The sequence below is a fragment of the Coleofasciculus sp. A1-SPW-01 genome (assembly GCF_040217205.1).
In the GTDB taxonomy this organism is placed as follows: Bacteria; Cyanobacteriota; Cyanobacteriia; order Cyanobacteriales; family Coleofasciculaceae; genus Coleofasciculus; species Coleofasciculus chthonoplastes_A.
Genome location: NZ_JAVJNP010000110.1, coordinates 48947 through 73290, shown reverse-complemented (window position 1 = coordinate 73290; position 24344 = coordinate 48947). Strand labels below are relative to the sequence as shown.

Below are 24344 nucleotides of genomic sequence, written 5' to 3'. Positions count from 1 at the left end.
CTACACAATCACGCGCCGTATCCGACTAGCGAGGCGAAGGGTCATTTCTGTTCCCTTTTCCCTAGTCTCAACTGTAAACTTTAATGAAAGTCCGACTACTTAGTCTATTGTCAGATATGGCAACTTATCAAGACCGAGAAGCGTTTATTCCCTATCGCCGCAGCGACTTAATCGAACTGTGCCTAGACGATGGACAGTTACCTAAGGAGAAGGTGCAACAGTTCCGGGAATTCTGTACCCTACTTTCCGCCTATTATCATTTTAAATTTCATGTCTATTTGGAACGGTTAAAAGATAATTATGATCCGTTCAACCCGGATGCTGATACTCAAACCCGGATTGAACTCACTCCCGATAAGTTAGCTGAACGCGAAGCGAATGTGGTGACCGACTTTCAGACGATTCTCGAACGCGCCAATTATGTTCCCCTCTCTCCGAAGAGTTTACAACGCGCCTTTAAGGAAAAGTCCTTAATTCAACTGAAAACTGATGTTGATTTTGATGAATTTGACCAACTCATCTGCTACTGTCGCGGAGATCATGAAAAAACAATTCAGGTCAAAAAGTTTTTAAAGAAAAAAGACAAAACAATAAATCTTTTTGAACGAGTTGTTTTATTGATCAAATTCAAAGACGCCGATTATTTCAAGCACAAAGGCGATGAACTAGATTCTATCCAGTTCACACCAGGGAAGATGTATCTCTATTTTTACAAGAATATCCCTAAGTTTGACTTGGAACTCCTTTTCCCCAATATCAAAATTAGCATGACCTGGAAAGACCGCCTCTTCTTAATCGTTCCGGCTATTGGCGCTGCTATTCCAGTCATCTTGAGAGTTCTGCCTAAACTTCTTGTTGTGATTGCAGCTATTTTATTTTTTACCATGGGACCATCGGTTCTGGACACGATTCAGGCAAGTGAAGAGGATGTTCGCAATATTATGCCCGTGCTCGTCGCTGTGTTATCGCTACTGGTGACATTAGGGGGGTTTGCCTATAAACAGTATAGCAATTATAAGAGTAAGCAGATTAAATTCCGTCAAACTGTAACCGAAACCCTGTTTTTTAAGAATATGGCAAATAATGCCAGCGTGTTTCATGCCTTAATTGATGCGGCAGAAGAAGAGGAATGTAAAGAGATCATTCTAGTTTATTACCATCTTTTAATTAGCCATAATCTCCTAACTCCTGCACAGTTGGACAACCAAATTGAAAGTTGGATGGATAATAAGTTTGGCACAAAGATAGATTTTGATATCAATGGTCCGATTCATAATTTAGAGAATATCCGGGGGAAACTGATGCAAGATGGCAAAGATACGGCAAGTCTCCCGGAAATTCCGTTATTGACGAAAGATAAGCGAGGATGTTGTCAGGTTCTGCCTTTAGATGATGCTAAACGATTAATCGATTACATTTGGGATCATATCTTTCTCTACACCTGAATCATTAAGCACTTCGCTGAGGCAACAGCGGGTTTATTCATATCTCTTGTGAGAGAAAAAACAATAGTAGTCAAACCCGTCCCTACAGACAGACGCGCCATGGCACGTCTTGAACACTTCAAAAATTGCTACCCTGCAAGGAGAGATAATAGCGCCCATAGAGAGGGATACAATGAGGTTTAGAGTCAGATGTAACCGTACTCGGATTGCCTTAACACTAGGTGCTTTCTGGCTGGCTGTACTGTTTGGCTTACTGCTTTTGCGGACGCCGCATCAGCTTCCGTCTCAGCGTTTCACCGAGTCGCCGCCTATCCAATTGACTCAAGGATGGCAATATCGGTGGGGAAATTCTCCCGTCAAAGAGAATGGCGTTCCGGTTTGGACACAGGAGGATGGGTCTAATTCTGCTTGGCAACCCTTTCAAGTTCCGGGGAAAATTGAAGTTCCAAAAGGGAAAAATATTGCTTGGTTGCGGGTTAAATTACCCCCAGGTCAATGGCAATATCCGAGTTTAGACCGACGTGGTATTCCTTATCTAGAAGCCTATTTGGATAGTCAGCTTATCGAAAAATTTGCTGTAGTTAATGGTTCAAATCAGCTTAAATTACTCAATCCCTATTGGTTCCTTATTCCATTGGACGCCAATTTTGTAGGAAAAACACTTTATTTTAAACTTCATGTAACAAACCAGGAGCATATTCGAGTTGGAACCTATCGCTCAGTCAGCCTAGGTTCTCAACGGACGTTGATGCAAAATTTAGTTCAACAAAATATCAGTAAGTTTGTTTTGGGCTGCTTTTTTACCCTAATCGGCTTGGTGGCTATTGGCTTGTCTTGGCAGCAAAAGGAATGGAAATCCTACTTTTTATTTGGGATTTTAGCCACGGTCATTGGTGTATTTAGCATTTTAGGCAATGAACTCACGTTTCTATTCTTTCCGTTGCCGCGATCGCTAATTATTTATACCTACTTTGCTTCGTTCTATTTAGTGCCTGTGGTTATCTGTCTATTTTTTGAGCAGATATTTGGGCGAGGCTACAAGGGAATCGTGCGGCGGTTATGGCAAGTTAACTTAGTTTGTGCCATGATTGCCTTTACGTTACTCGTCATCCAATTAGAGTATGTCAAACCGATTAATACTTTTCTGCAATTTTCCCTATTAGCAACAATTATTATTATCCTGATCGTTGCTCTGAAATTTTCGGTGCGGGGCAATGTCGAGGCAAAGCTATTTACTGCCGGATTTATTATTTTTTGCCTTTTGGGAATTCATGACCTTTTAGTGGGAATTAAAGACCTATACAATCAGCAAGAACTTTACCCTTGGGGAATGTTAGTCTTTATCCTCTGTCTGGGATTGATTTTAGAACGTCGGTTTATGGAAGCCCGCGTGCGGCTGCAAGCGTATTCCCAAGAATTAGAGTCCAAAAATGCGACATTAGAACGCATGGATAAGCTTAAAGATGAGTTTTTAGCCAATACATCCCATGAACTGAGAACGCCATTAAATGGCATGATTGGCATTGCTGAATCGATGATTGATGGTGCGACAGGTTCCTTGACAGAGGAACAACGAACGAATCTGTCGATGGTGGTATCGAGTGGTCGGCGTCTGTCTCATTTGATTAACGATATCTTAGATTTTGCTAAACTGAAACATAAAACCATTGAACTGCAAATTAAATCAGTAGGAATTCGGGAAGTCACCGATATTGTCTTGCGACTGTCTCAACCTTTATTGGGTCAAAAACCTATCCAGCTTATCAATAGGATTGGCATGGACATTCCCCCGGTTAAAGCGGATGAAAATCGGGTGCAACAGATTTTGTATAACCTGGTGGGAAACGCGATTAAATTTACTGATAAAGGGGTAGTAGAGGTTTCCGCCAACGTGGTGAACTCTTGCTTAGAGATTACAGTTGCAGATAGGGGAATTGGTATTCCTGAGACGCAACTCCCGCGAATTTTTGAGTCCTTTGAACAAGCAGATGGATCAACGGCGCGGGAATATGGGGGGACAGGTTTGGGATTGGCAATTACCAAACAGTTGGTGGAATTACATGGGGGTCAGATTTGGGTGGAGTCAACATTGGGGGTGGGTTCCCGATTTACATTTACTTTACCGCTATCTGAACCTGTTGAATCATTCGATTCTGATAACTTGACGGCACCTCAACCTGTAGAATCTGCTACTCCAACTCTATGGAAAGGGTTAACCAGGAATGGAAGTGCAACAGAGGTTAACACAAACCCAATTGTCACCGATGAAATAACCACGACTGCGGCTGAATTTGCGGTAAATCAGAACAAGTTAAAAATTTTAGTCGTGGATGATGAACCTATTAATATTCAGGTTTTGGTGAATCATTTATATTTAGAGAATTATGCGATTACCCAAGCCTCTAATGGGATGGAGGCATTAAACATTATTCAAAGAGGATTTAAACCGGATCTAATTTTACTGGATGTGATGATGCCTCGGATGACAGGGTATGAGGTGTGTCAAAAAATTCGCGAACAGTTCCCGCCGAATGAACTTCCGGTGGTGCTGCTAACGGCAAAGAATCAAGTCTCGGATTTGGTGGAAGGGTTGGAATCGGGGGCGAATGATTATCTGACGAAACCGATTTATAAAAAGGAACTATTGGCACGGATTAAAACTCATATCCATTTATCGAAAATTAACTTAGCATATGGTCGTTTTGTGCCGCGTGAGTTTTTGCGATTCCTACAAAAAGAAAGCATTTTGGATGTGCAACTTGGTGATCAGGTTCTGGAAAACATGACAGTTTTGTTTTCTGACATTCGCGACTTTACCAGTTTGTCGGAAAATATGTCACCCAAGGATAATTTTAACTTTATCAACTCCTACCTGAAACGAGTCGGTCCTGTGATCCGCAATCATCAGGGATTTATTGATAAATATATTGGGGATGCGGTGATGGCGCTGTTTCCAGAGTCAGCCCAAGCAGCGGTGAGGGCAGCGGTGGAAATGCAACGACAAGTGGTGATTTATAATCAACATCGTGGCAGTCTTAGCTATGCCCCGATTGCTATTGGTGTGGGGTTGCATACGGGAACATTAATGTTAGGCACAATTGGCGAAGAACAGCGGATGGAAAGCACGGTGATTGCCGATGCTGTGAATTTGGCATCTCGGTTAGAGGGGTTAACTAAGGTTTATGGGGCTGGCATTTTAATCAGTGAACAAACGCTATCTTGTTTGGAACAACCTGGGGAGTTTCCTTATCGATTTTTAGGGAAAGTGCAGGTGAAAGGGAAAAAGACGGCGGTGGGTTTGTATGAAGTGTACGATGGTGATCCCCAATCGTTGAGTCAGTTAAAGACTAAAACTCGTGGGGAGTTTGAGCAAGGGGTTTGTCTGTATCATCAGGATCAGTTTGCTGAGGCGCTGGCGATTTTTCAGTCTATTGTGCAAGTCAGTTCTCGTGATCAAGCGGCTAAATTATATGTGAAACGTTGCCAGCAAATGCAGATTTATGGCATGTCTCAGGATTGGCATGACGTGGAAACGTTAAATGATACGTTGTGAATAAAGATCATGAAACGGGTTAAAATTGGTTTGCTACTGACAGTTACAACGGTTTTCTGGCAGGCAGAGTTAGCCTACAGCTCAATCCCTAGAACAGTTAGAAAAAGTTAGGGAAGACGCTCAGGAGACAATAAATCGTGCGATCGCGGCTGTACCGAAGTATGCTAAAGCCTACAAAAACTTAGGCTTAGAAGATATTCTGCTCATAGAAACCGAGACTCTTCCAGAACCAACGGATGAGTTGAACATGACAACCAAAGCTATTGCTGTAGCTGACTACAATCTCGGTATTATGCTGCTGAATCGAGCCATACTCATCGGTGATCCGGATTCCATGGAAGAAGCCGTAACTTTTGTTTCGGATATTGCGATTATCTGGCGGTATCGTTATACTGATAGATACTGAATGTATCTTGTACCGTGTATACACGGTGTAAATAGAGTATACACACTGTACTTCGGTACTTACCCTAATGCTTTATCTTACGCAAGAATCATGCCGAAAGAACATAGGACTTCTGTGCAGTTTACGGCTGAGGAGCGTGAAACATCACATATTAAACGATTAGAACGCCTTTTGAATGCACAGGAATCACAGCCCCGATTGGTAGGAAGCAGCGGAGAAGAGATTCTACTGCCTGATTCTGTCTACCAAGCACTACGGCAAGTCATACACGCAATGGCATCTGGGCAAGGGATAACCCTTGTTCCCAATGATCGTGAAATGACAACTCAACAGGCTGCTGACTTCTTAAATGTGTCGCGCCCTTATCTGATCAAACTGCTGGAACAGGGAGACATCTCTTACACAAAAGTTGGAGCGCATCGGCGTATTCGCTCCCAAGATATCATGGCATACAAGCAACAACGAGATGCTCAACGTCACCAGCACCTCAGTGAATTTACGGCTTTCCTACAGGATGAAGGGTTTTATGATCAGGAAAGTCATGAAATCGAGCGATAAACATTGTGCTTCATCGAGTTGTTTTAGATGCTTGTGTTATTTTTCCAATGCCCTTGTGTGACACTTTACTCCGTGCTGCTGAAGCATAATTTTATCGTCCTTACTTTTCCCAAGAAATACTAGATGAGGTGACTCGTAATCTGGTCAAGCAGGAAAAAATGACAGAGGCTAAAGCAGCACGATACCAGTCACACATAAAAAGTGCATTTCCAGAGGCAATGGTTGAACTATCTGATCAGTTAGTCAACCTGATGACCAATCATCCGAAAGATCGCCATGTTGTGGCGGCTGCGGTAAAGGCAAAAGCTGAAGTAATTGTTACCTTCAACTTGAAGGATTTTCCCCAGAAGTCTCTTGAACCTTTTGGGGTTGAGGCACAGCATCCAGACGATTTTTTGCTTGAGCTTTGTGAAAATTGTACAGCAAGCTCACTGTTACAGATTATCAAAGAGCAAGCAGAAGCTCTTAAACGACCACCCAATACCCTTAAGGGAGCGGCGTAAAAATAAAGTACCAGTGAGGAAAGCTGAAATTCATGAACTCAGCCAAGTCTCCTTGGTACATTATTAAGTCGCAAGTCCCTAAGGACGTACTGGGTAGGCTGAGTAGGCAAGTTCCCAATTTTGCCGGAAAAATACTATGTCAAGAGTATGGCAATGATGTTGCTAAAATTGCCAGAAAGACTTTGAATAAAGCCGGACAGACATTAGCGGATGGAGAACAAATCTATGAAGGAAAGCAGTACTGTTTGCGACAAAAACAAGGGACTCTGACAATTATAGACAAAAGGGGTAGGGGAGAGATACTCAAATCAGAGCGTGGTAAGCTAGAAGGCAATCTTTCATTAGACGATATTGATAAGTTTCAAGACGTTGGTCAGATCTTATGAGAGACTCGTGTTTTGGTATGGTAATCTTTACGCGATCGCGTCCCATCCTCCACACGCTTCCTAACCCCTACCCAAAGAGTGCTACCCTAGAAAACACTGCCTCATATTCCCGACTATGCCATCTTCTCACCAACCTCTGAACTACCCCACCACCCGCCAAGCTGATCAAGTAGACGACTATCATGGCACGAACGTCGCTGATCCCTATCGCTGGTTAGAAGATCCCGACTCCGACGAAACCAAAGCCTGGGTAGAAGCGCAAAATAAAGTCACCTTCGGCTATCTCGAAGACATCCCCCAGCGGGAATCCCTGAAGCAGCGCATCACCAAACTCTGGAATTACGAAAAATATGGCATTCCCTATAAAGAAGGGAACCGCTACTTCTATTTCAAAAATGATGGACTACAGAACCAAAGCGTTCTCTACACCTTAACCTCTCTCGATGGAGAACCCAGACTCCTGATTGACCCCAATACCCTCTCCGAAGACGGCACTATCGCCCTATCGGGTATCGCGATTAGTGACGACGGGAACCGCATGGCGTATGGTTTATCCACCTCCGGTTCCGACTGGCAAGAATGGAAAGTGCGGGATGTGGAAACCGGAGAAGATTTATCCGATCATCTCAAATGGGTAAAGTTTTCCGGTGCATCCTGGACAACGGATAATCAAGGCTTTTTCTATAGCCGTTATGACGAACCCAACGATGCCACAAAATTAGAAGATGCTAATTATTATCACAAACTCTATTATCACAAACTCGGCACAGACCAATCCGATGATTTGCTAATTTACCATCGTCCTGACCAAAAGGAATGGATGTTTAATGGCTCGGTGACAGAAGATGGGCATTATCTGATTATTTATGTCAGTCAAGGAACTGATCCCAAGAATCTAGTTTTCTACAAAGACTTACAAACTCCCGACTCTCCTATCGTCGAATTAATTTCAGAGTTTGAAGCGAATTTCAGTCTGATTGACAATGACGGGTCAATCTTCTGGGTTCAAACTGACTTAGACGCACCAAGAGGTCGGGTGATTGCCATTGATATTCATAACCCAGGGCGAGAGAACTGGCAAGAAATTATTCCCCAAGCTGAAGAAACATTAGAAGATGTCGGGGTTCTGAATAACCAGTTTGTCGCCGATTACCTCAAAGATGCCCGTTCTTCGATTAAGATTTTTGACCTCAATGGTGCCTTTGTCCGGGAGGTAGAATTACCGGGAATTGGTTCAGCCGGGGGATTCGGCGGGAAGCGCTATGATACGGAAACCTTCTATGTGTTTACCAGTTTCACCACCCCAGCCACGATTTACCGCTACGATATGGTAACCGGGGAACGTTCCCTATTTCGCCAACCGACAGTAGATTTTGATCCGACTCAATACGAAACGCGGCAGGTGTTTTACCGGAGTAAAGATGGGACACAAGTGCCGATGTTTATTACCCACAAAAAGGGATTAACATTGGATGGCAATAATCCCACCTATCTCTATGGTTACGGTGGGTTTAATATCTCCCTAACTCCCAGTTTTTCGATTAGTAATCTGGTGTGGATGGAGATGGGAGGCGTGTATGCGATTCCGAATCTCCGAGGCGGTGGAGAGTATGGCGAAGATTGGCATCAAGCAGGAATAAAGCTGAATAAGCAAAATGTGTTTGATGATTTTATTTCAGCAGCGGAATGGTTAATTGAGAATCACTATACTCGACCGCAAAAACTGGCAATTGGTGGCGGAAGTAATGGCGGTTTATTAGTCGGGGCTTGTATGACTCAGCGTCCCGATTTATTCCGTGCTGCACTTCCTTCAGTTGGGGTTATGGATATGCTGCGCTTCCATAAGTTTACGATTGGTTGGGCGTGGTGTTCTGATTATGGTTCACCGGAAAATCAGGAGGAGTTTAAGGCGCTGTATGCCTATTCTCCGTTACACAATCTCAAGCCAGGAACGGCTTATCCAGCCACATTAATTACGACGGCGGATCATGATGACCGCGTGGTTCCAGCCCATAGTTTCAAGTTTGCAGCAGCGTTACAAGCGGCACATTCTGGGGATAATCCGGTCTTAATTCGCATTGAAACAAAGGCGGGTCATGGTGCGGGAAAACCAACGGCTAAGATTATTGAAGAGATTGCCGATAAGTGGGCATTTTTGCTGCGAGTCATGGATTTTTAGTCTCGAATGACGAATGACAAAGGACAACGGACGAATGACTAACAATAAGCACTGATATCTTCCCCACATTGATCAGCCAAGTAGCATAGGGCGCGAAAGCGGAGGCTAACGAATTCATCATAGAAAGGATTGAGTTTGCACAAGGGAGGAATGTGAGCAACCCGCCGCCCAAAGAAACAGATATCGCGTTCAAAGGGACATTGGGCGGGAATCATTTTGCAGAATAATCTAGCTTTGGTGGGGTTGTGAATTTCGATGTTCTCTAACCATTGCTTGATGGTTTGCAGTGGCTTGATGGGTTGTTGGGGCGAGGTGGGAGGGGTGATGGGGTTTGTCTTGGCTTCAACAGGGGTAGAATTGATCAGTCCGTTTTGGTAGGTGGTATACATGGTTTGATTTGCTCCGTATGTGTGGTTTATTTGTCTCTATTCATAATTTAACCCAATTTAGCGGTAGCGCAAATATAAAAAACTATTATCATTGATTAGCTCTGCTTGTAGGCATCGTCCTGTTGGGGGCAGATTGGCGGCGGGGGAAGCGGGGGAAGCGGGGAAGCCGGGGAAGCTGAGGGAAGCTGAGGGAGCAGGGGAAGCTGAGAGAGCAATGATACATTTTCCCTGATAGCGGTGTAAGGGTATGAATTAAAAGTTGGGCGAGTCGCCAACTTTAAGTGTTTATAACTTTAAGTGTTTATATTTCCGTGGAATATTGTACTGATCGCAACACTTTATAATAGTAGTTATTAAGCTAGGGTGCGCGATGATGATGTTAACGTTACCAGTACCTGTTGCTTGTCAGCGTTAGAACAACTGAGAACTGAAGCTAAAAGATGATTCAGATTACCGGACTAGATGCGAGATGTTCTTGGTCAAATCTGGCGCTGTTGGCGTGGTAAAGGATTAAGTTTTAATCCTTCGCTTCGCTCAAGAACAGGGTTTTGATAATAAGGATAATTCGCAATGAGACAACTCTACAGCAAATCTTGGTTCATTGGCGCGATCGCGACTGGATTAATGAGTACCTTGGCAACGTCTGTGCAAGCTCAGGATATCTTTGATAATCGGGCTGTGCAATTCCCAGAGGATACGATTGTGGAATTTGAATTCCTGCAATCTCATGGATCATACCAAGCCGCGCTTGGTGTACGGAATGAAACAACCGGGGAAGAAACGATTCTGTTTCAGGAAGTCAAACCCTATGATGCTTTTGGCACAAACCAGCCGATACAAACCTCTCCTGGTCAAAATGATCTGGGAACGCAAGCGGATTTTGTCGGAACAGTTGAGGGGGGAACGATATCAAATCAATTCAACGAGTTTATGTTTAAAGCCAATAACCGCTATGTTTTCTTTCTCGAATCGGTAAGTCCTACGGGTCAAACCCGACGCCGTATTGTTTCGACCCAAAACTTGGCTCAGTTTAATGGTCGTTTGGACGGGGGGAGAAAGGGTAATATTACAGGAAGTCGCGTGTCTTGGGAAGATGGAGGACGGGTAGAGGTTGGCAATGATGATGATTTCGATGATTTTGTGATTGAGGCAGGGGGATATTTAATTGATTTGAATTGTCCACCGATTCGGTAATCTTAAGTTTATTTGACGGATGCCTGAGTGACGGTTCCAGATGTAGTCGGCTACCTCTGGAACGTCCCCATCTCCCTTATCCTCCTGAGAGAAGCGAAAGAACAGCGGTGCAGGGTACGTCACGATCATTCCTGCACCCTGCACTCCCAAATTCAGCCAGATTGCGGAACTTGAGTGACCTGAAATCAGCCTTATGACGATATTTTGCCGCTCAGAGTAAATGTTATAATACCTAAAAGCTAGAGAGCCATAGTAGGTATAGGTTGTTATGAGTACAGTGTTAGTCGTAGAGGACGATCTCACCCAACAACATTTGCTCTCTAAGCTGCTTGAGCGTGTAGGGCTGACAGTGATTGTGGCTGGGGATGGGGTGGAGGCGCTGGAGAAAATTCAGCAATTTCACCCAAATTTGGTGATTTTGGATATTGTCCTTCCCCGGATGAATGGCTATGAAGTCTGTCGTCGTCTGAAATCGGAACCTGACACTGAGAATATTCCGGTGTTAATGTGTTCGGCGAAAAAAGAGGATTTTGACCGCTACTGGGGAATGAAGCAAGGCGCGGATGCTTACTTAGCCAAGCCTTGTCATCCCCAAGAAATTGTCGAGACTGTAAAGAAATTATTAAAGTCCCATCATCAAGCGGCAAGCTGATGGGCAATCGTCATTCGTCATGGCTTGAGGAATATTTACAATTAACTAATTCTAGAACTTAACATTAAGTCAGGGCGGGTTTCGTCACATCTGGGAAGACAATGATAGGAGTAAAACCGCCCCAGAAAGAAGCGCCAGAAAGAAGCGCCATGGCACATCTCTACATTCAACACTCAAAACGTCCTAACCCCACAGATTGCAAAAGCCCTGCCAACACATCAGGATGAGTATGACGTAATTGTAGCGCGATAGCGAGTGACTCATGCCAAATTCCGGCTTCTGCATAGAGTTGGGCTTGCTGGAGGAAATCTCCTGTCTCCAACTGACTGACGGACTAATTCTGTGGCTAATTCTCGACGCTACTCTATTTTTGAAGAGGTAGAATATAATAAGTATAAGTAGCACCGCTCTAAATACAGCGTTTTCCGACTTGCTCATCTGTTCGGCATTTAATTAAACCTTATAAATGCCAAGAATGGCAAAATCCTTGTAGTGCGAGCATCTTGCTCGCTGCTAATACCCAATTTAAATGCATGACAGCTTATAATCCACCAACACAAGAGTAGGAAAAAACTATTCCCTGGTGACTGGACTACACTGTGTTAGAAAGTGCTGTAAATCCTAGCTCCAAGCTTAACAATTCACGGGGCAGACCATTTTTCAAAAGTAAGTTGCATACACCCTCTAGAAGTCTTTGAGAGGAAGATGAGTTATTTTTCGGTAAATGCTTCCAAGATTTTGACCTATGCCTACTTGACCTATGCCTACTTACAGTGTCGGTGATGTTTTAGACATCATCAAAACTTTAACTCCTGAACAGAAGCTAGAATTACAGGGGCAAATCCCTAGTGTTTTAGCGACTATCCCGTCGGACTCAACACGTCCTGCGAAGAGTCAAAGCATGAGTGGAGTCAATATTACGGGAAGTAGTGATATTGATCTGAGTCAACTTCAAGCTGATGGGGGGAGCCAGATCAACCAAAGCAAGGCTCAAGCAACATTGCCAAATGCTGATTTGCAGGAAGCCCTGGAGTTATTACAAAGGTTGAAGCAGGCGATCGCCTGCCATGATAAACTTAATCCTCTGGTCAAAGAAGCGGCAGAGGCAAAGATCCAGACGATCCAGAAAGAAGCCGAAAAAGCACAACCTGATAAAGATTTAGTCAGTCAAGCAATTTCAACCTTGAAAAAAGGATTGGAAGGTGTGGAAAAACTGGCAGAACCGGTAGCTAAAGTAGCTAGTTTAGTGGCGAAAGCTTGGATGGTAACCTGATGATACAGGAATTTCCCCTAAATCCCCAAGATGGCGGGAGTGAACAGACTATGCACGATGTATCTGTAGTCAATAGTCAAAATGTGACGTTCAATCAGACGCAAATTATCCAGATCTCAGTGGAAGAGGTCAAGACTCGGACATTGATTACGACATCACCCTATAAGGGATTGAAAACCTTTGATCTGGGGGATAAGGAGCGGTTTTTCGGTCGAGATCAATGTCTTACCAGTTTGGTGAATGAGTTAGAACAAACTAACCTGATCTTGCTTTTGGGAGCATCGGGAAGTGGCAAGTCTTCCGTCATTCGAGCCGGTTTAATTCCTTGGTTGGCTCAAAAATGGGGTAGTAATTTTGTCAGTCTAGTCTTTACGCCGGATCGAGACCCGTTTGATTCACTCTATGGCAGTTTGTTAGGCAAGTATAAACAATCAGACGCACAGCTTGCCCGTCTTGTCAAGCCGGAAACATTAACTCAAGTAGTGCGATCGCTCAAACATCAAGATGACTACTGGTTTATCCTGATCGATCAGTTTGAGGAGTTATTTACCACTACTAAATCAGACAAGCGGGATGTTTTTATCCAAGGGTTAGTCAACCTTGTGAATACCTTAGGTAAAAAGGGCGATCGCTCAATTAAACTGGTGGCAACAATGCGGGCAGATTTCCTGGATCACTTGAGTCCCTATCCGGCTCTGATTAAACTGACCGATAAACATCGTCCGATGATTGCTGATTTGCAAGTGGATGAATTACGCTTAGCCATTGAGCAACCTGCTGCCCATCATGGCGTGGTTTTTGAACCAGGATTAGTGAAAGAAATTATTGATGATGTACAGGGACAAGCCGGATATTTACCCCTGTTGCAATATACCTTAAATTTGCTCTGGGAGATGGAAGTTCAGACTGAGAGCATTGAGGCTCGGACGCTCAATCTTAGCAACTATCACAAGTTAGGTGGGGTGCGGGGCGCACTCCAGCAGCATATTGATCGCATCTACAGTGCTTTGTCTGACGCCGAACAACTCGCGACTCAGAGAATTTTCCTCAAGTTAGTTGATATTGGCACAGATACAAAATCTGGAACAGACTGGAAACCTGTACGACGACGCGCTAACCGCTCAGAATTTAGCGCTCCACTGGAGCAAACTGTTTTAACTCAGTTAGTGAATCAAAACCTGCTGGTGAGTAATCGGGTAAAAGAGTCTCAAGACAGTACAATCGAGATCGCCCATGAAGTGTTACTTACCTCTTGGAAAACTCTAAATACTTGGATCACGGAAAACCGTCAGGCGATCGCCCTGCGTAACCGTTTGAACGATGATGTGATTCAGTGGCAAAAGACACAATCATCGGAGGATTTGTGGTCAGGATCTCGCTTAGAGCAGGCTTTAGAACTGAGACTGAATGAAACTTTTAATCAGGTTCTTGGAGGGTTTAGTCCAACCACAAACCAGTTTTTAGATGAAAGTCGGGATAAGCGCGATCATCTGGAAAAAGAGAAGCTGAGAAGGACTCAGTTAACAGCGATCGCTGCTGTCATAGTCGCAGCGTTATTGGGCGTTTTCTGGTTAAGAGCTGAACGATTGCGCCAGGAAACCAAACTAAGACAAGATATTGCTACGGCTAGAAATTTACTCATAACACAACCAACTCAAGGTTTGGTATCAGCAATTCAAGCAGTTGGCGCAAGTTACTCTAATTTTACTGATTTATTAGGAGCTGCTGAATCCAGTCTTTATAGCGCATTAGAAGCATCCAGAGAAGTTAATATTCTTCGAGGGCATGATGGAGCAGTTACTTCTGTAGCAATTAGCAAGAATAACCTCATTGCTAGTGCAGGAATTGATGGCAAGATTTGCCTTTGGAAAAAAACTGCCGATAATTCACTCGGTTGTCAAAAGTTGCAAGATCATAGCGGAGCAGTATTGACCATTACTTTCAGTCCTGATGGAAAAAACCTGGTAAGTGGTGGGGAAGATGGACAAATTTTGGTATGGAATCTAGAAAATTACGCTGCATCACCTATTTTACAAACTCCGAACTCACCCATTCGGGCTTTGGTGTTTCATCCACAACACAATAATACTCTCTACAGTGGTGGGGATGACGGTACGGTAAGGGAATTCAATATTAATCCTAGTCAAGACAGTGCTGATGTTCGGGTGATTGGTAATCGTCCAGGTGCTGTGACTGCGATCGCTGTCAATCCTGAAGGGAAGACTCTTGTAGTAGGAGGAGAAGGACATTCCTTAAGACTTTGGAATTTGGAAAGACTAGATATTGAACCACAAATATTAAGTGTAGTAGGGCGTAATGAGCCAGAACTGGCAGATATGCGACAAGTTGTTGGGCAAGTAACATCTATCGTTTTTGCTAAAGATACATCGAATCATCAGTTAATTGCTAGTACAGCACTGGGGAATGAACCCCATCGAGATACTATTCACATCCTCAGCATTGACCAGTCAAATGATTATACTCAACCAGTTAGTATTCAAGCCCATGAGTTTAATTCCTATGCATTAGCTTTTAATCCTGAAAATAACCAAATAATTAGTGCTGGCGATGATGGAACTATAAGATTTTTTCAGTTTTCGTATAGACTTAATAAATGGAATGAGCTTGACTATCCATTACTAGGGCATAGCGGTGGACGCATCAATGAAGGAAAAACTGATTTATTGAATAGATATGGAGGCTTAGAACAGCCTAATATAAACACTCTAGCTCTTAGTGATAATTATAATACTATTGTCAGTGGTGGAAATGATGGAACTGTTATAATTTGGGATATTGAACCTTTCACTGGCATTAGAAAATCAAAAGTAATTGACGATATTAAAGGGTATGAATTAAAGACGGTAAAGGTTAATATATACGAGTCGATTGATGATCCCATTCGGCGGTTTAACCCCTCTGATTTAAATACAGGATGGTTAGAAATAACCCAGGAAAGAGCATATTTAATATTGCGAAAAGTTGCAGATACATCAGCCGAACCCAAATTTAACCAAAAACTCTATCCTGAATATTTTTTCAGTGATGATGCCCAATATATCGCAACGGTAGATAAAAATAACAACATCCAAGTTCTTGACAAGCAAGGAAATGCTTTAGGGTCGGATTTTGCTATTGGTAATGGCATAAATACAATCGCACTGAGTTTTGAAAGTCAAAGAATTGCCATTGTTAATGCTGACAACCAAATAGAAGTTAGGGACTTTAACGGCGGGTTAATCAATCAACCTTTTGCCCATGAGGGATTTGTCCAAACGATTGCCATTAGTCCAGATGGTCAGCGGCTAGTCACTGCTACCAAATCAGGGATGCCTCAAGGTGGCGGGGATAGCATTATTAGGCTGTGGGATCTCAGTGGTACTTTATTAATGCGAATCAACCAAGCAGATGCTCTATTTCAAAATTGCCCCTATGATAATTGTTTTCTAATGTTTAGTCCAAGTGGCAAGAGTATTTTTAGCTATGACAGCTTAAATTCGACTTCCTTCCAAGTTTTACCAGGTAGATGGGATACTGTTTTAGATATTGCCTGTCGCCGCCTTCGTCATCATCCTATCCTGACTAATCCCCAAGATGAGATTGCCAGAAGTGCCAGGGAAACGTGTCAGAGTTATGCTCCAAGCTGGCAAGCCGAATGATTGAAAGAGGTGTTAATGCTTGGTCAAAGTATTGGTGATTTGGCGTTTGTTCTGTGGGCTAAGAAATAGAGCGATCGCGTCAGCTCGTAGTTGCGCTGTCTTCGCCGACAATTCATCTTATCGCCACACCAAAATACTCTATGCCATGTTTGGCGCTTGACCCAACTAAATCAGGAGCGTTTGTCCATTGCACTTCCTCCAGGAATCCCCCAAGTTGCTCAGGCAAAATACTCCACAGCCACGGTTCCCCATATACCTTGAGAATCCAAACCACAAGTCCCGTCCAAGCACCAGCATCGGGTTGTCCGTCCGCACCTGTGCCAACATAGGTAAAGGCAATCCGACTCCCGACACCTGTCATCGCCGCACATTGGCGAAACAACTCTTGGGGAGCTGGGGGAGACAGATACATCAGCAGACCTTCAGCGATGATCACGGTGGATGCGGTGGTGTCCCATAAACTATTAGTTTTGAGAACATCGACCAGTTTTCGTTGACCGAGATCCTCTGCCAACAAATAAAGATTATCTCTATCACCCATCCGTTCAATTCCCTTTGCCTTCAAGACGGCTGTGCCAGGATGATCAATCTCAAAAAAGTTAACCTCTGTAAATTCCGATGCCAGACGCCAACCCAAGGTATCATATCCGGCTCCCAAGACAAGAACCTGTGACGCCCCAGAACAAATCCCTTCCCTCACCTGACGTTCACAGAACGCTTTTCTCTGTCCAAAGGCTTCAAATTGTCCTTTCATCATCCAGTCAAATGCCTCGTACACCCAAACCATTCTGCGGGAACGAGACCATTGAACGGCAGTGGCACTAACCGCACCCGATGCTACCAGTAAATCTGCGGTCGCGTTGACAATTCCGGCTGGCAGTATCTTTTCCATTCCGGGCTTCGCGCCCAGAGTGACAATGTTCAGTGCTACCTTACGCGCTGTGTTACTGGGTTTGTCTTTGTACATTTATTTGAATTACCTATCAGAAAAATGATGCTCAAGATTGCTACAAGGCTAGTTGTCGAGATTTTTGAACGACCCGTTATTGGGTATAATTCCTCACGATTGTGCTTGTGATAGAGGTTTGATAAGATTGCACCTATATACTTTTACAGTATATTGTGTTGAGAATTATCAACTCTATCTTTTTGATATCCAATGTATCAACATAGGACAAAATCTGTCAAAATAGATGCAGTAGATGTTCCCATCAATGCCGTTATGCCCCCAACCCACATCCGATTTGATTGGGCGATTAAAAAATTACTGAGAAACAAAGCCAATTATGGTGTTTTGGCAGGTTTCTTGAGTGAGTTGTTGAGGAAACCAATTACGATTCAATCAATACTCGAAGGTGAAAGCAATCAACAAGCCGAGGATGACAAGCTAAATCGAGTCGATATTCTCGCGGAAAATGACCGGGGAGAATTAATTCTGATTGAAGTGCAAAACAGTACAGAGCAAGATTATTTTCATCGGATGCTCTACGGCACATCCAGATTAATTACCGACTTTCTGGAAAAAGGAGAACCTTACGGGAACGTCAAAAAAGTCTATTCAGTGAATATCGTCTACTTTTCTTTGGGACAGGGAGATGATTATATTTACCACGGGACATTAGAGTTTCGGGGGCTTCATTTAGATGATAAATTAGGTCTATCAATTAATCAGCGAAAGTTGTTTAATAGTCAAGATGTTTATGAGATTTTCCCGGAGTATTATGTGATTAAAGTCAACAACTTTAATGAGGTGGCTTCCGATACCCTAGATGAATGGATATATTTCCTGAAAAAGAGCCAAATTAAAGAAGAATTTACAGCCCAAGGGTTAGCGGAAGCGAAGGAAAATTTGCTTGTAGATAGCTTGAGTGAAGCAGAAAGAGCCAACTACCTGAGATTTATGGAAAATCGGCGCTACGAAATCAGTCTAATCGAAAGTTCACGCTCAGAGGGAAGATTGGAGGGTCTTGAAGAGGGACTCAAGGAGGGCATGGAGCAAGGTAAACAGCAGGAAAAGGTTAACATAGCCAGACTCTTAAAACAACAAGGGACTGATCTTGATACCATCACAGCAGCAACCGGACTGACTAGGGAAGAGATTGAGGAACTATGAACCAGCCCATCATTCAAGTTGATGCCTTCACCTGTACCCCGTTTACGGGTAATCCAGCCGCTGTCTGTGTTTTGTCGGCTCCCCAACCGGATAGCTGGATGCAGAATGTGGCACAGGAGATGAATCTGTCTGAAACTGCCTTTTTGGTTCCGCAAGAGGATGGGTTTAATCTGCGTTGGTTTACGCCGACAGTAGAAGTCCCCCTTTGTGGTCACGCTACCTTAGCTAGCGCCCATGTTTTGTGGTCAGAGGGTCATCTGTCCCCGGAGAAACCCGCCCGTTTTTATACCAAAAGCGGGATACTCATCGCCCAGCGTCAGGGTGAATGGATTGAGTTAGACTTCCCGGTGAATCATTCCCAACCCACAACAGTCCCCCCAAACCTTGCGTCAGCGTTAGGCGTACCGATTCAGTCCGTTTGGCAGAATTCTTTGGGCTATTTGGTGGAAGTGGAATCGGAAGAGATGGTGCGACATCTACAGCCCAATTTTGGTTTACTCAAAACTTTACCGATATCTGATGTTATTGTTACCAGTCGGACTGATTCGGGTTCGGAGTATGATTTTGTTTCTCGTTTCTTTGCACCGGGGTTAGGGATTGACGAAGATCCGGTGACGGGTGCAGCCCATTGTTGTCTAGCACCGTTCTGGCGCGATCGCATCCGTAAAAATGAGTTCTTAGCCTATCAAGCCTCTCATCGAGGCGGGGTAGTCAAGGTACGTTATACCGGGAGCGTTGGCGGAGCCTGTTCCGAAGGAACGTATCGCGTCATTCTGGGCGGACAAGCGGTTACTGTGATGCGGGGGGAATTGACGGAGTAATGCAGAATCAGTAGCGAGCAAGATGCTATAGCACTACGCACACACGTTAGGACAAAAGAAGAAAAATTTAAATCGCTCAACACCTCGGCTTACCTCGACTTCGCTCGGTAACACGCTCGGTGTTGACCCTGAGCGAAGTCGAAGGGTCAATCCCTTGATGAGTCAGTGTTTTTCTTCACTATTGCCCATTCCCTATTGCCCATTGCCTAGCGCGTAGCGCTATATTGCCTATTGCCTAGCGCTATATAAAGGAGAAGGCGCTTCTGCTTCCTGTTGCACTTGCAAAAAATCGCACAGAATCTTAGCCACTAAATCCGCCACGCCAAATCTCTTTTTATAGACTTCTAAATGAGCGTGGGGAATTGCTTCAAACAGGAAGCGCTGTTGGGGGAATAGAATCCGCTCAAAGTACCAATTGGGAATATCGGTGATCCGAATGATCTGAATCTGTTTACTGGTATTTGTATAGTAGCAGAGAATTCGATTGGTGTATTCAGTCGGTAAGGAATTAAGCATGAGAAGTGATACCACAGGAAGGAACTAATTATCGATGCATTAAGCCACAGTCCACCCCATCGAGGTGTTCAGCATAGGTGGCAAAGGGGGAAATGCCTAAAGGACAAGCTTTCCATTTTCCCTGTACAGCCACGCCTAGCTGTTGGCAGTGACCTCCCCAGCCTTTTTGGGGTTGATAGTGACCACAATGACGACAGATTGATACTGAAAAGTTGATGGTTCTCATGATTTGATTAGAATGGGTTGATTAAAAAATAATTCAATGAAAGCAGAAGGGAAAGAAGAGTATTGCCTATTGCCTATTGCCTATTGCCTATTGCCTATTCCCTATTCCCTATTCCCTATTCCCTATTCTCGAAATTGAAACCGTGGTAGGTATCTGACAATAAACAATTCATGCCTTCACGAATATACGATTCCAGGTGTAATCGCATCTCCAACGAATAATAGGGAAATGTATGCTTACTGCACAGTTTTTTGCCTTGTTTAACCGCAACAGCCTGGGGATCATTCGATAGTTTACACAAAACGTAGCATAGTAAGTCCTGGCGTAGGTTGGCACAGGTAAAAAAAATTCGGCAAAACTTGTTCGGATAAGCGTCTAAGGCGTTTTCAATTTCTTCTTGAATGACTTTCAAGAGGCGGGTTTCAACTGGCAAATTTTTGCTCATGGTTATAATTTCCAAATCAATTTAGGTGTTTAGGTTGTCACACAAGTCAAGGACATCGATTCAGTCGTTGAACTTTAACCCCAAAATTGTCTTGAATAGACACAGCATTTCCTGTCTATAAGTAGTCGGACAAAATTAAGGTTAACGATGGGAGTCGTCATACTCGCTTCCCGAAAAGAAGTAAGCTAAGTCTATCACAGCTTACAGCGTCCAGAATTTATGTCCAGGACTTTACTTACTAGATATCTTGTCATTCCTAACGGTAGTTATCTGAATCAATGGAAGACGTGTTTGGAGAACTTGAGCCAGTTGGTTGGGAATTCGGACAAAAATTGAAATGGGTTAATTAAATGAAAAATGATTTGGTTATAAAAACGGTAAAAGGATACTGTCGTTTTAGCCCTATTACCTCATGTTTAAACAGAAATCAATGCCATAATTCCAGAGACAACTGACTCAGGTTCAGCCAAGGCTCAAGCCATATTATCTTCAGAAATGGTTAGGGTGTGAGGACAAAATTGTTTGATTGTTACGCTCATGGGGTGGGCGCTTTCTTCGAGAAGATCATGCAGATAACCGTGCTGAGATGATTCAGCTTCTTGGATTGTGCCAAAGGGACCAAAGTAGTAAACACACCAAGGATGATCGGTAATGACTTCCAGCCAATAGGCTAATCCCAGTTTGGATAAGATTTCTAAAGACAGTTCTGTTTTTAAGTTCATATCATGATCATCTCCCTCAATGTGATTGGACGGCTGGTTAGCTAAAAGTTAAGCGGTTTCGGCGACAAACTCCTCAATCGCCTCCTGTAAGGCTTGAGTCATCTGGTTTACCGAGTCTTGAATCATTTGCAGATACTCTAACTGTTGATCGTCGCTCAGGTGATCCTGGGAGTCTTCCAGGAGTTTGAGGAAAATCTTGATCAGGAGCATCTGCTCTTCTAGCTCTTGGGAGATTTTATAGGTAAATCCGTACTTTAAGCGACTCAAGTTAGTTTGGCGGGATTCAGTGGCTCTTATCTGTTGTAAAAGTTGCATTTTATGAAAACCTACCTTCTCATTTTTCAAAAGTTTGTAAACTTGTAATCTTTAATCTGTCTTATACAGTACACGATCCCCGGAGATCGTCAAGGTTCTTGTCGATTCTTTTTGACTTTAATGTGTATGATTTAAATCAAAATGGTTTGCGTTTGTGCTTTTTTGCATAACTTAATTATTTGCTTGTTTTTTTTTTAAATGAATATAACAAGGTGATACTTTAGGTAAACTTATGCTAGGCTCTAGTTTGAGAAGCTTTATCCTAGTCTATAGGGTGATATATCAACATCGCGTTGAGATTTATGGTCAATATGTATAAGTTGGTATGATTTGGCGTGTTTTTTCTATATCACCTAAATCGGTAGCGCCAATCAGAGAACCGAATTGAGGTATCATTGAGTACCGATTTAGTCAGTTGAGGAGAACCAGATTGGATGTTGAGATGCACCTTGTCGCGTCCATTCAACATCAACAAAGGGATTATTGTATAGCAGTGTTACCGTTTCTTCAGAACTTCCCCGATCAGGATGCGATCGCTGAATCGGTAGTTAACAAGGGTGGAAGTGTGATATGGGTAAACGATCGCTTTCGGCAAATGCACAGGGTATCGTCCAAGCCAAAGAAGCCATGGCGCGGAAACAGTGGACTCATGAGGTACTGGCGAAAAAGGTAGGTATTAAGACTCGCCTATCCATCGGTAAATTTTTGGGGGGTTGTCCCGTTGAGCGACGGATTTTCATCGAGATTTGCTTGCAACTGGATTTATCCTGGCAAGAGGTGGCGACTCAGGTTCCAGAGGAGAGGCTATCCCCAGGGATGAATCCTTCGGCAAATCAGCCTGTTGAACTCAATGCCTTAGTTGCAGAGGTTCGTGCTTGCTGCCAGGATCAGATTCAGACTCAATTGGATACCGTGCCGTTATGGGATTTGCCGAAACCAATTTCCCTAGGGGATATTTATATTGATGTGGAGGTTTGGCAAAATATCCCCAACCGATGCTGGTTCGACTTGGCAGATTGGCGGCGACATTTTCAGGTGAATCGGGAGAGGGGTTATGAGTTGAGTCCGGATGGAACCTCTCCGGAACGAGAGTTGGCAATGGCGGTATTGGCTAGACAAACCCACCTGATTATAGGGGGGAAACCGGGAACGGGTAAAACTACGTTTTTGCAGTATGTGGCGACTCAGTGTATTCACGGTAAATTTGCGGTGGATCAGGTGCCGATTTATATTGAATTGAGGGATTTGGTGCAAGATGCCAATACTCTAAGCTTACTGGATTATATTTGCCAAGAGTTTAGCGATCGCGGTGTCTCTGGGGAAACGGTGAAAACCTTACTCCAGGAGGGGAAACTGCTGATTTTGCTAGATGGCTGGGATGAAATCTCCCCGTTGAGGCGTTTTTCCCTATTCAACAAACTGCGTTGGTTCTGTAATCGTTATGCTAAAAATCGCTATGTGATCACCTGTCGCACTGGGGTGGAATTGTATCGGTTTGGCGGATTTACTGAGGTGGAACTTGCCGATTGGACGTTGACTCAAATTAGTCATTTTGCCCGGAAGTACTTTGTGGCTTTGGCTGGTGTTAATTGGGAGAGGGGGTTAGCGAAAGCGACTGAGTTTGGGGTACAACTGGAGTATCCGGAAAACCGGACGATTCAGGACATGGCGAAAACCCCTCTATTACTTAGTTTCATCTGCCATGTCTTCCAATCCCAAGCCCGTTTTCCTCGCCAACAGGCTAGATTTTATCAGGAAGGATTGGATATTCTGCTCCAGAAATGGGATCACTCGAAAGGGGTTGAGCGAGATTCCCCTGAACAACCGTTGTCCTTGGTGAATCGGTTAAAGCTGTTGGAGCATCTGGGTTCCGTTACGTTGACTCAACATCAGTATTGCTTGAGCCAATCTCAGGTGGAACACTATATTGGCGACTATCTGCGAACAATCCCAGATTATCAGGAGGTTGATCCGGTTGGCTTACAGATACAGAGTCAAGGGGTTTTAAAAGCGATTGAATGTCACCATGGAGTATTGGTGGAGCGATCGCGGCGAGTTTATTCTTTTGCTAATTTGAGTCTTCAGCAATACTTCACCGCTAGAGAGTTTACCACGAAAACGAATCAGAACCCTGACGCGATCGCGGAATTAGTGACGCACTTGACCGAACAATCCTGGCGAGAGGTATTTTTATTCACCGTCACCCTATTGCGTCACCCTGAACAATTAATCCAGGCGATGAAACAAGGGGTGGATCAGTTATTGATACCGGATCTGCGATTAGGGCAATTCGTGAACTGGATAGATCATCAATCGGAATCTAGCCCATTATCCTACAAGTCAGCCGCCGTGCGTGCCTTTGATTTTGTCCTGGCTTTAATTTTGGATCAGGCGTTAGCCCAGACACTCGATTCCTATCGGCTTGAGCAACCTTTGCAAGCGCCACCGTTACAACAATTACCCTCTTGCTTATCCTTACCCCGAAAGTTGGACGTTGAGTTTATATTACCGGAGGCGTTAGCGTTTAAGGTGGCGGATTATTTGCCCAACAAGTCGTTTCCTGCGCCGTTATACCGATCGTTAATCCTGAACGCTACCTTGAATTATAGTCTCGCATTTAACCTAGCCCTTAACCCTGAGCATCTGGGTCAATTAGTGCGATCGCTCAATACTTTACTCCATCCCATGTTTGAGTGTCAATCTAACCTGGAGATGTTGAACCAATGGTGGTTTAATCATCGTCACTCTTGGATCAGACGAGTTGGCTTTTTAATGGGACAACATGACCAAGGGGAACATGATTGGCAGTTTAGCAGCAACCAGACGCGATCGCTGTGGGATTATTATGACGCTAATCAATTATTAGTGGATTGTCTAACCATCGCTGATGATCTCGATACTCAGGTGCAGCAAAACATTCAGGAGGAGTTATTTGTGTATCGGGAATAGGAAGATGGGGTGATGGGGTGAGGGGTGATGATTTAACCGT

At 43.8% G+C, this 24344-nt stretch carries 22 protein-coding genes; 14 read left to right on the top strand and 8 right to left on the bottom strand.

The genetic code is table 11. The annotated features are described in order from the left end of the window. Positions 1-83: 83 nt before the first annotated feature. From RH949_RS16950 to RH949_RS16920, 7 genes are all read left to right on the top strand, one after another. On the top strand, positions 84-1445 hold the full coding sequence (locus tag RH949_RS16950) for a TMEM143 family protein (RefSeq protein ID WP_446354733.1): 1362 nt from the start codon (positions 84-86) through the stop codon (positions 1443-1445). Positions 1446-1617: 172 nt separating this feature from the next. After that, complete coding sequence (locus RH949_RS16945) at positions 1618-4998, top strand: ATP-binding protein (protein WP_446354731.1); 3381 nt, start codon at positions 1618-1620, stop codon at positions 4996-4998. Between the two features lie 247 nt (positions 4999-5245). Next, complete coding sequence (locus RH949_RS16940; RefSeq protein WP_446354729.1) at positions 5246-5404, top strand: hypothetical protein; 159 nt, start codon at positions 5246-5248, stop codon at positions 5402-5404. 90 nt (positions 5405-5494) lie between these two features. After that, on the top strand, positions 5495-5962 hold the full coding sequence (locus RH949_RS16935; protein WP_446354727.1) for a helix-turn-helix domain-containing protein: 468 nt from the start codon (positions 5495-5497) through the stop codon (positions 5960-5962). Positions 5963-6090: 128 nt separating this feature from the next. Continuing rightward, positions 6091-6465, top strand: coding sequence for a hypothetical protein (locus tag RH949_RS16930; protein ID WP_446354725.1), 375 nt, complete (start codon positions 6091-6093; stop codon positions 6463-6465). Between the two features lie 32 nt (positions 6466-6497). Beyond that, on the top strand, positions 6498-6851 hold the full coding sequence (locus RH949_RS16925) for a hypothetical protein (protein ID WP_446354723.1): 354 nt from the start codon (positions 6498-6500) through the stop codon (positions 6849-6851). 115 nt (positions 6852-6966) lie between these two features. Further along, complete coding sequence (locus RH949_RS16920; RefSeq protein WP_446354721.1) at positions 6967-9030, top strand: prolyl oligopeptidase family serine peptidase; 2064 nt, start codon at positions 6967-6969, stop codon at positions 9028-9030. Positions 9031-9068: 38 nt separating this feature from the next. On the opposite strand, the gene RH949_RS16915 is transcribed toward RH949_RS16920, so the two are convergent. Continuing rightward, positions 9069-9419, bottom strand: a complete 351-nt coding sequence (locus tag RH949_RS16915; RefSeq protein ID WP_446354719.1) for a Mo-dependent nitrogenase C-terminal domain-containing protein — start codon at positions 9417-9419, stop codon at positions 9069-9071. 570 nt (positions 9420-9989) lie between these two features. Here RH949_RS16915 and RH949_RS16910 point away from each other — a divergent pair. Next, positions 9990-10613 carry a hypothetical protein gene (locus RH949_RS16910; protein WP_006099161.1) on the top strand — a complete coding sequence of 208 codons (624 nt, stop codon included), beginning with the start codon at positions 9990-9992 and terminating at the stop codon, positions 10611-10613. 268 nt (positions 10614-10881) lie between these two features. Next, a complete protein-coding gene (locus tag RH949_RS16905; protein ID WP_446354717.1) occupies positions 10882-11265 on the top strand; it encodes a response regulator transcription factor in 384 nt (127 codons plus the stop codon). A gap of 166 nt (positions 11266-11431) precedes the next feature. Here RH949_RS16905 and RH949_RS16900 read toward each other — a convergent pair whose 3' ends face one another. Then, positions 11432-11587 (bottom strand): DUF928 domain-containing protein, encoded by a 156-nt coding sequence (locus RH949_RS16900; protein ID WP_446354715.1) that lies wholly within the window; start codon positions 11585-11587, stop codon positions 11432-11434. A gap of 438 nt (positions 11588-12025) precedes the next feature. Here RH949_RS16900 and RH949_RS16895 point away from each other — a divergent pair, with 438 nt between their 5' ends. Both RH949_RS16895 and RH949_RS16890 read left to right on the top strand, forming a co-directional pair. Continuing rightward, positions 12026-12538 (top strand): hypothetical protein, encoded by a 513-nt coding sequence (locus tag RH949_RS16895; RefSeq protein ID WP_446354713.1) that lies wholly within the window; start codon positions 12026-12028, stop codon positions 12536-12538. Further along, positions 12538-16197, top strand: coding sequence for an NACHT and WD repeat domain-containing protein (locus RH949_RS16890; RefSeq protein WP_446354711.1), 3660 nt, complete (start codon positions 12538-12540; stop codon positions 16195-16197). Before RH949_RS16895 ends, RH949_RS16890 begins: the two co-directional genes overlap by 1 nt. Before the next feature lie 112 nt (positions 16198-16309). Here the strand turns inward: RH949_RS16890 and RH949_RS16885 are convergent, their stop codons facing one another. Beyond that, a complete protein-coding gene (locus tag RH949_RS16885) occupies positions 16310-17164 on the bottom strand; it encodes a class I SAM-dependent methyltransferase (protein ID WP_446354709.1) in 855 nt (284 codons plus the stop codon). 255 nt (positions 17165-17419) lie between these two features. Here RH949_RS16885 and RH949_RS16880 point away from each other — a divergent pair, with 255 nt between their 5' ends. Together RH949_RS16880 and RH949_RS16875 are read left to right on the top strand one after the other, a co-directional pair. After that, positions 17420-18310 carry an Rpn family recombination-promoting nuclease/putative transposase gene (locus tag RH949_RS16880; RefSeq protein ID WP_006099515.1) on the top strand — a complete coding sequence of 297 codons (891 nt, stop codon included), beginning with the start codon at positions 17420-17422 and terminating at the stop codon, positions 18308-18310. After that, positions 18307-19131, top strand: coding sequence for a PhzF family phenazine biosynthesis protein (locus RH949_RS16875; protein WP_006099213.1), 825 nt, complete (start codon positions 18307-18309; stop codon positions 19129-19131). Before RH949_RS16880 ends, RH949_RS16875 begins: the two co-directional genes overlap by 4 nt. 228 nt (positions 19132-19359) lie before the next feature. Here RH949_RS16875 and RH949_RS16870 read toward each other — a convergent pair whose 3' ends face one another. From RH949_RS16870 to RH949_RS16850, 5 genes are all read right to left on the bottom strand, one after another. Further along, positions 19360-19647: a DUF1830 domain-containing protein gene (locus RH949_RS16870; protein ID WP_446354706.1), complete on the bottom strand. Its 288-nt coding sequence runs from the start codon at positions 19645-19647 to the stop codon at positions 19360-19362. A 28-nt stretch (positions 19648-19675) separates the two neighbouring features. Further along, positions 19676-19873, bottom strand: a complete 198-nt coding sequence (locus RH949_RS16865) for a hypothetical protein (RefSeq protein ID WP_006099598.1) — start codon at positions 19871-19873, stop codon at positions 19676-19678. Positions 19874-19988: 115 nt separating this feature from the next. Continuing rightward, positions 19989-20318 (bottom strand): hypothetical protein, encoded by a 330-nt coding sequence (locus RH949_RS16860; protein WP_006099217.1) that lies wholly within the window; start codon positions 20316-20318, stop codon positions 19989-19991. Between the two features lie 473 nt (positions 20319-20791). Continuing rightward, positions 20792-21040, bottom strand: coding sequence for a DUF1816 domain-containing protein (locus tag RH949_RS16855; RefSeq protein WP_446354704.1), 249 nt, complete (start codon positions 21038-21040; stop codon positions 20792-20794). 48 nt (positions 21041-21088) lie between these two features. Beyond that, the gene (locus tag RH949_RS16850; RefSeq protein ID WP_446354702.1) at positions 21089-21355 is read right to left on the bottom strand and encodes a hypothetical protein; all 267 of its coding nucleotides are present in this window, start codon (positions 21353-21355) and stop codon (positions 21089-21091) included. 570 nt (positions 21356-21925) lie between these two features. Here RH949_RS16850 and RH949_RS16845 point away from each other — a divergent pair. Beyond that, entirely contained in the window at positions 21926-24304 is a 2379-nt protein-coding gene (locus RH949_RS16845) for an NACHT domain-containing protein (RefSeq protein WP_446354700.1), read from the top strand. Positions 24305-24344 lie beyond the last annotated feature (40 nt).

Coding starts and splice junctions, on each gene's coding strand:
- RH949_RS16950 (WP_446354733.1), top strand. CDS start 84: ATGAAAGTCCGACTACTTAGTCTATTGTCAGATATGGCAACTTATCAA.
- RH949_RS16945 (WP_446354731.1), top strand. CDS start 1,618: ATGAGGTTTAGAGTCAGATGTAACCGTACTCGGATTGCCTTAACACTA.
- RH949_RS16940 (WP_446354729.1), top strand. CDS start 5,246: ATGACAACCAAAGCTATTGCTGTAGCTGACTACAATCTCGGTATTATG.
- RH949_RS16935 (WP_446354727.1), top strand. CDS start 5,495: ATGCCGAAAGAACATAGGACTTCTGTGCAGTTTACGGCTGAGGAGCGT.
- RH949_RS16925 (WP_446354723.1), top strand. CDS start 6,498: ATGAACTCAGCCAAGTCTCCTTGGTACATTATTAAGTCGCAAGTCCCT.
- RH949_RS16920 (WP_446354721.1), top strand. CDS start 6,967: ATGCCATCTTCTCACCAACCTCTGAACTACCCCACCACCCGCCAAGCT.
- RH949_RS16915 (WP_446354719.1), bottom strand. CDS start 9,419: ATGTATACCACCTACCAAAACGGACTGATCAATTCTACCCCTGTTGAA.
- RH949_RS16910 (WP_006099161.1), top strand. CDS start 9,990: ATGAGACAACTCTACAGCAAATCTTGGTTCATTGGCGCGATCGCGACT.
- RH949_RS16905 (WP_446354717.1), top strand. CDS start 10,882: ATGAGTACAGTGTTAGTCGTAGAGGACGATCTCACCCAACAACATTTG.
- RH949_RS16895 (WP_446354713.1), top strand. CDS start 12,026: ATGCCTACTTACAGTGTCGGTGATGTTTTAGACATCATCAAAACTTTA.
- RH949_RS16890 (WP_446354711.1), top strand. CDS start 12,538: ATGATACAGGAATTTCCCCTAAATCCCCAAGATGGCGGGAGTGAACAG.
- RH949_RS16885 (WP_446354709.1), bottom strand. CDS start 17,164: ATGTACAAAGACAAACCCAGTAACACAGCGCGTAAGGTAGCACTGAAC.
- RH949_RS16880 (WP_006099515.1), top strand. CDS start 17,420: ATGCCCCCAACCCACATCCGATTTGATTGGGCGATTAAAAAATTACTG.
- RH949_RS16875 (WP_006099213.1), top strand. CDS start 18,307: ATGAACCAGCCCATCATTCAAGTTGATGCCTTCACCTGTACCCCGTTT.
- RH949_RS16870 (WP_446354706.1), bottom strand. CDS start 19,647: ATGCTTAATTCCTTACCGACTGAATACACCAATCGAATTCTCTGCTAC.
- RH949_RS16865 (WP_006099598.1), bottom strand. CDS start 19,873: ATGAGAACCATCAACTTTTCAGTATCAATCTGTCGTCATTGTGGTCAC.
- RH949_RS16860 (WP_006099217.1), bottom strand. CDS start 20,318: ATGAGCAAAAATTTGCCAGTTGAAACCCGCCTCTTGAAAGTCATTCAA.
- RH949_RS16855 (WP_446354704.1), bottom strand. CDS start 21,040: ATGAACTTAAAAACAGAACTGTCTTTAGAAATCTTATCCAAACTGGGA.
- RH949_RS16850 (WP_446354702.1), bottom strand. CDS start 21,355: ATGCAACTTTTACAACAGATAAGAGCCACTGAATCCCGCCAAACTAAC.
- RH949_RS16845 (WP_446354700.1), top strand. CDS start 21,926: ATGGGTAAACGATCGCTTTCGGCAAATGCACAGGGTATCGTCCAAGCC.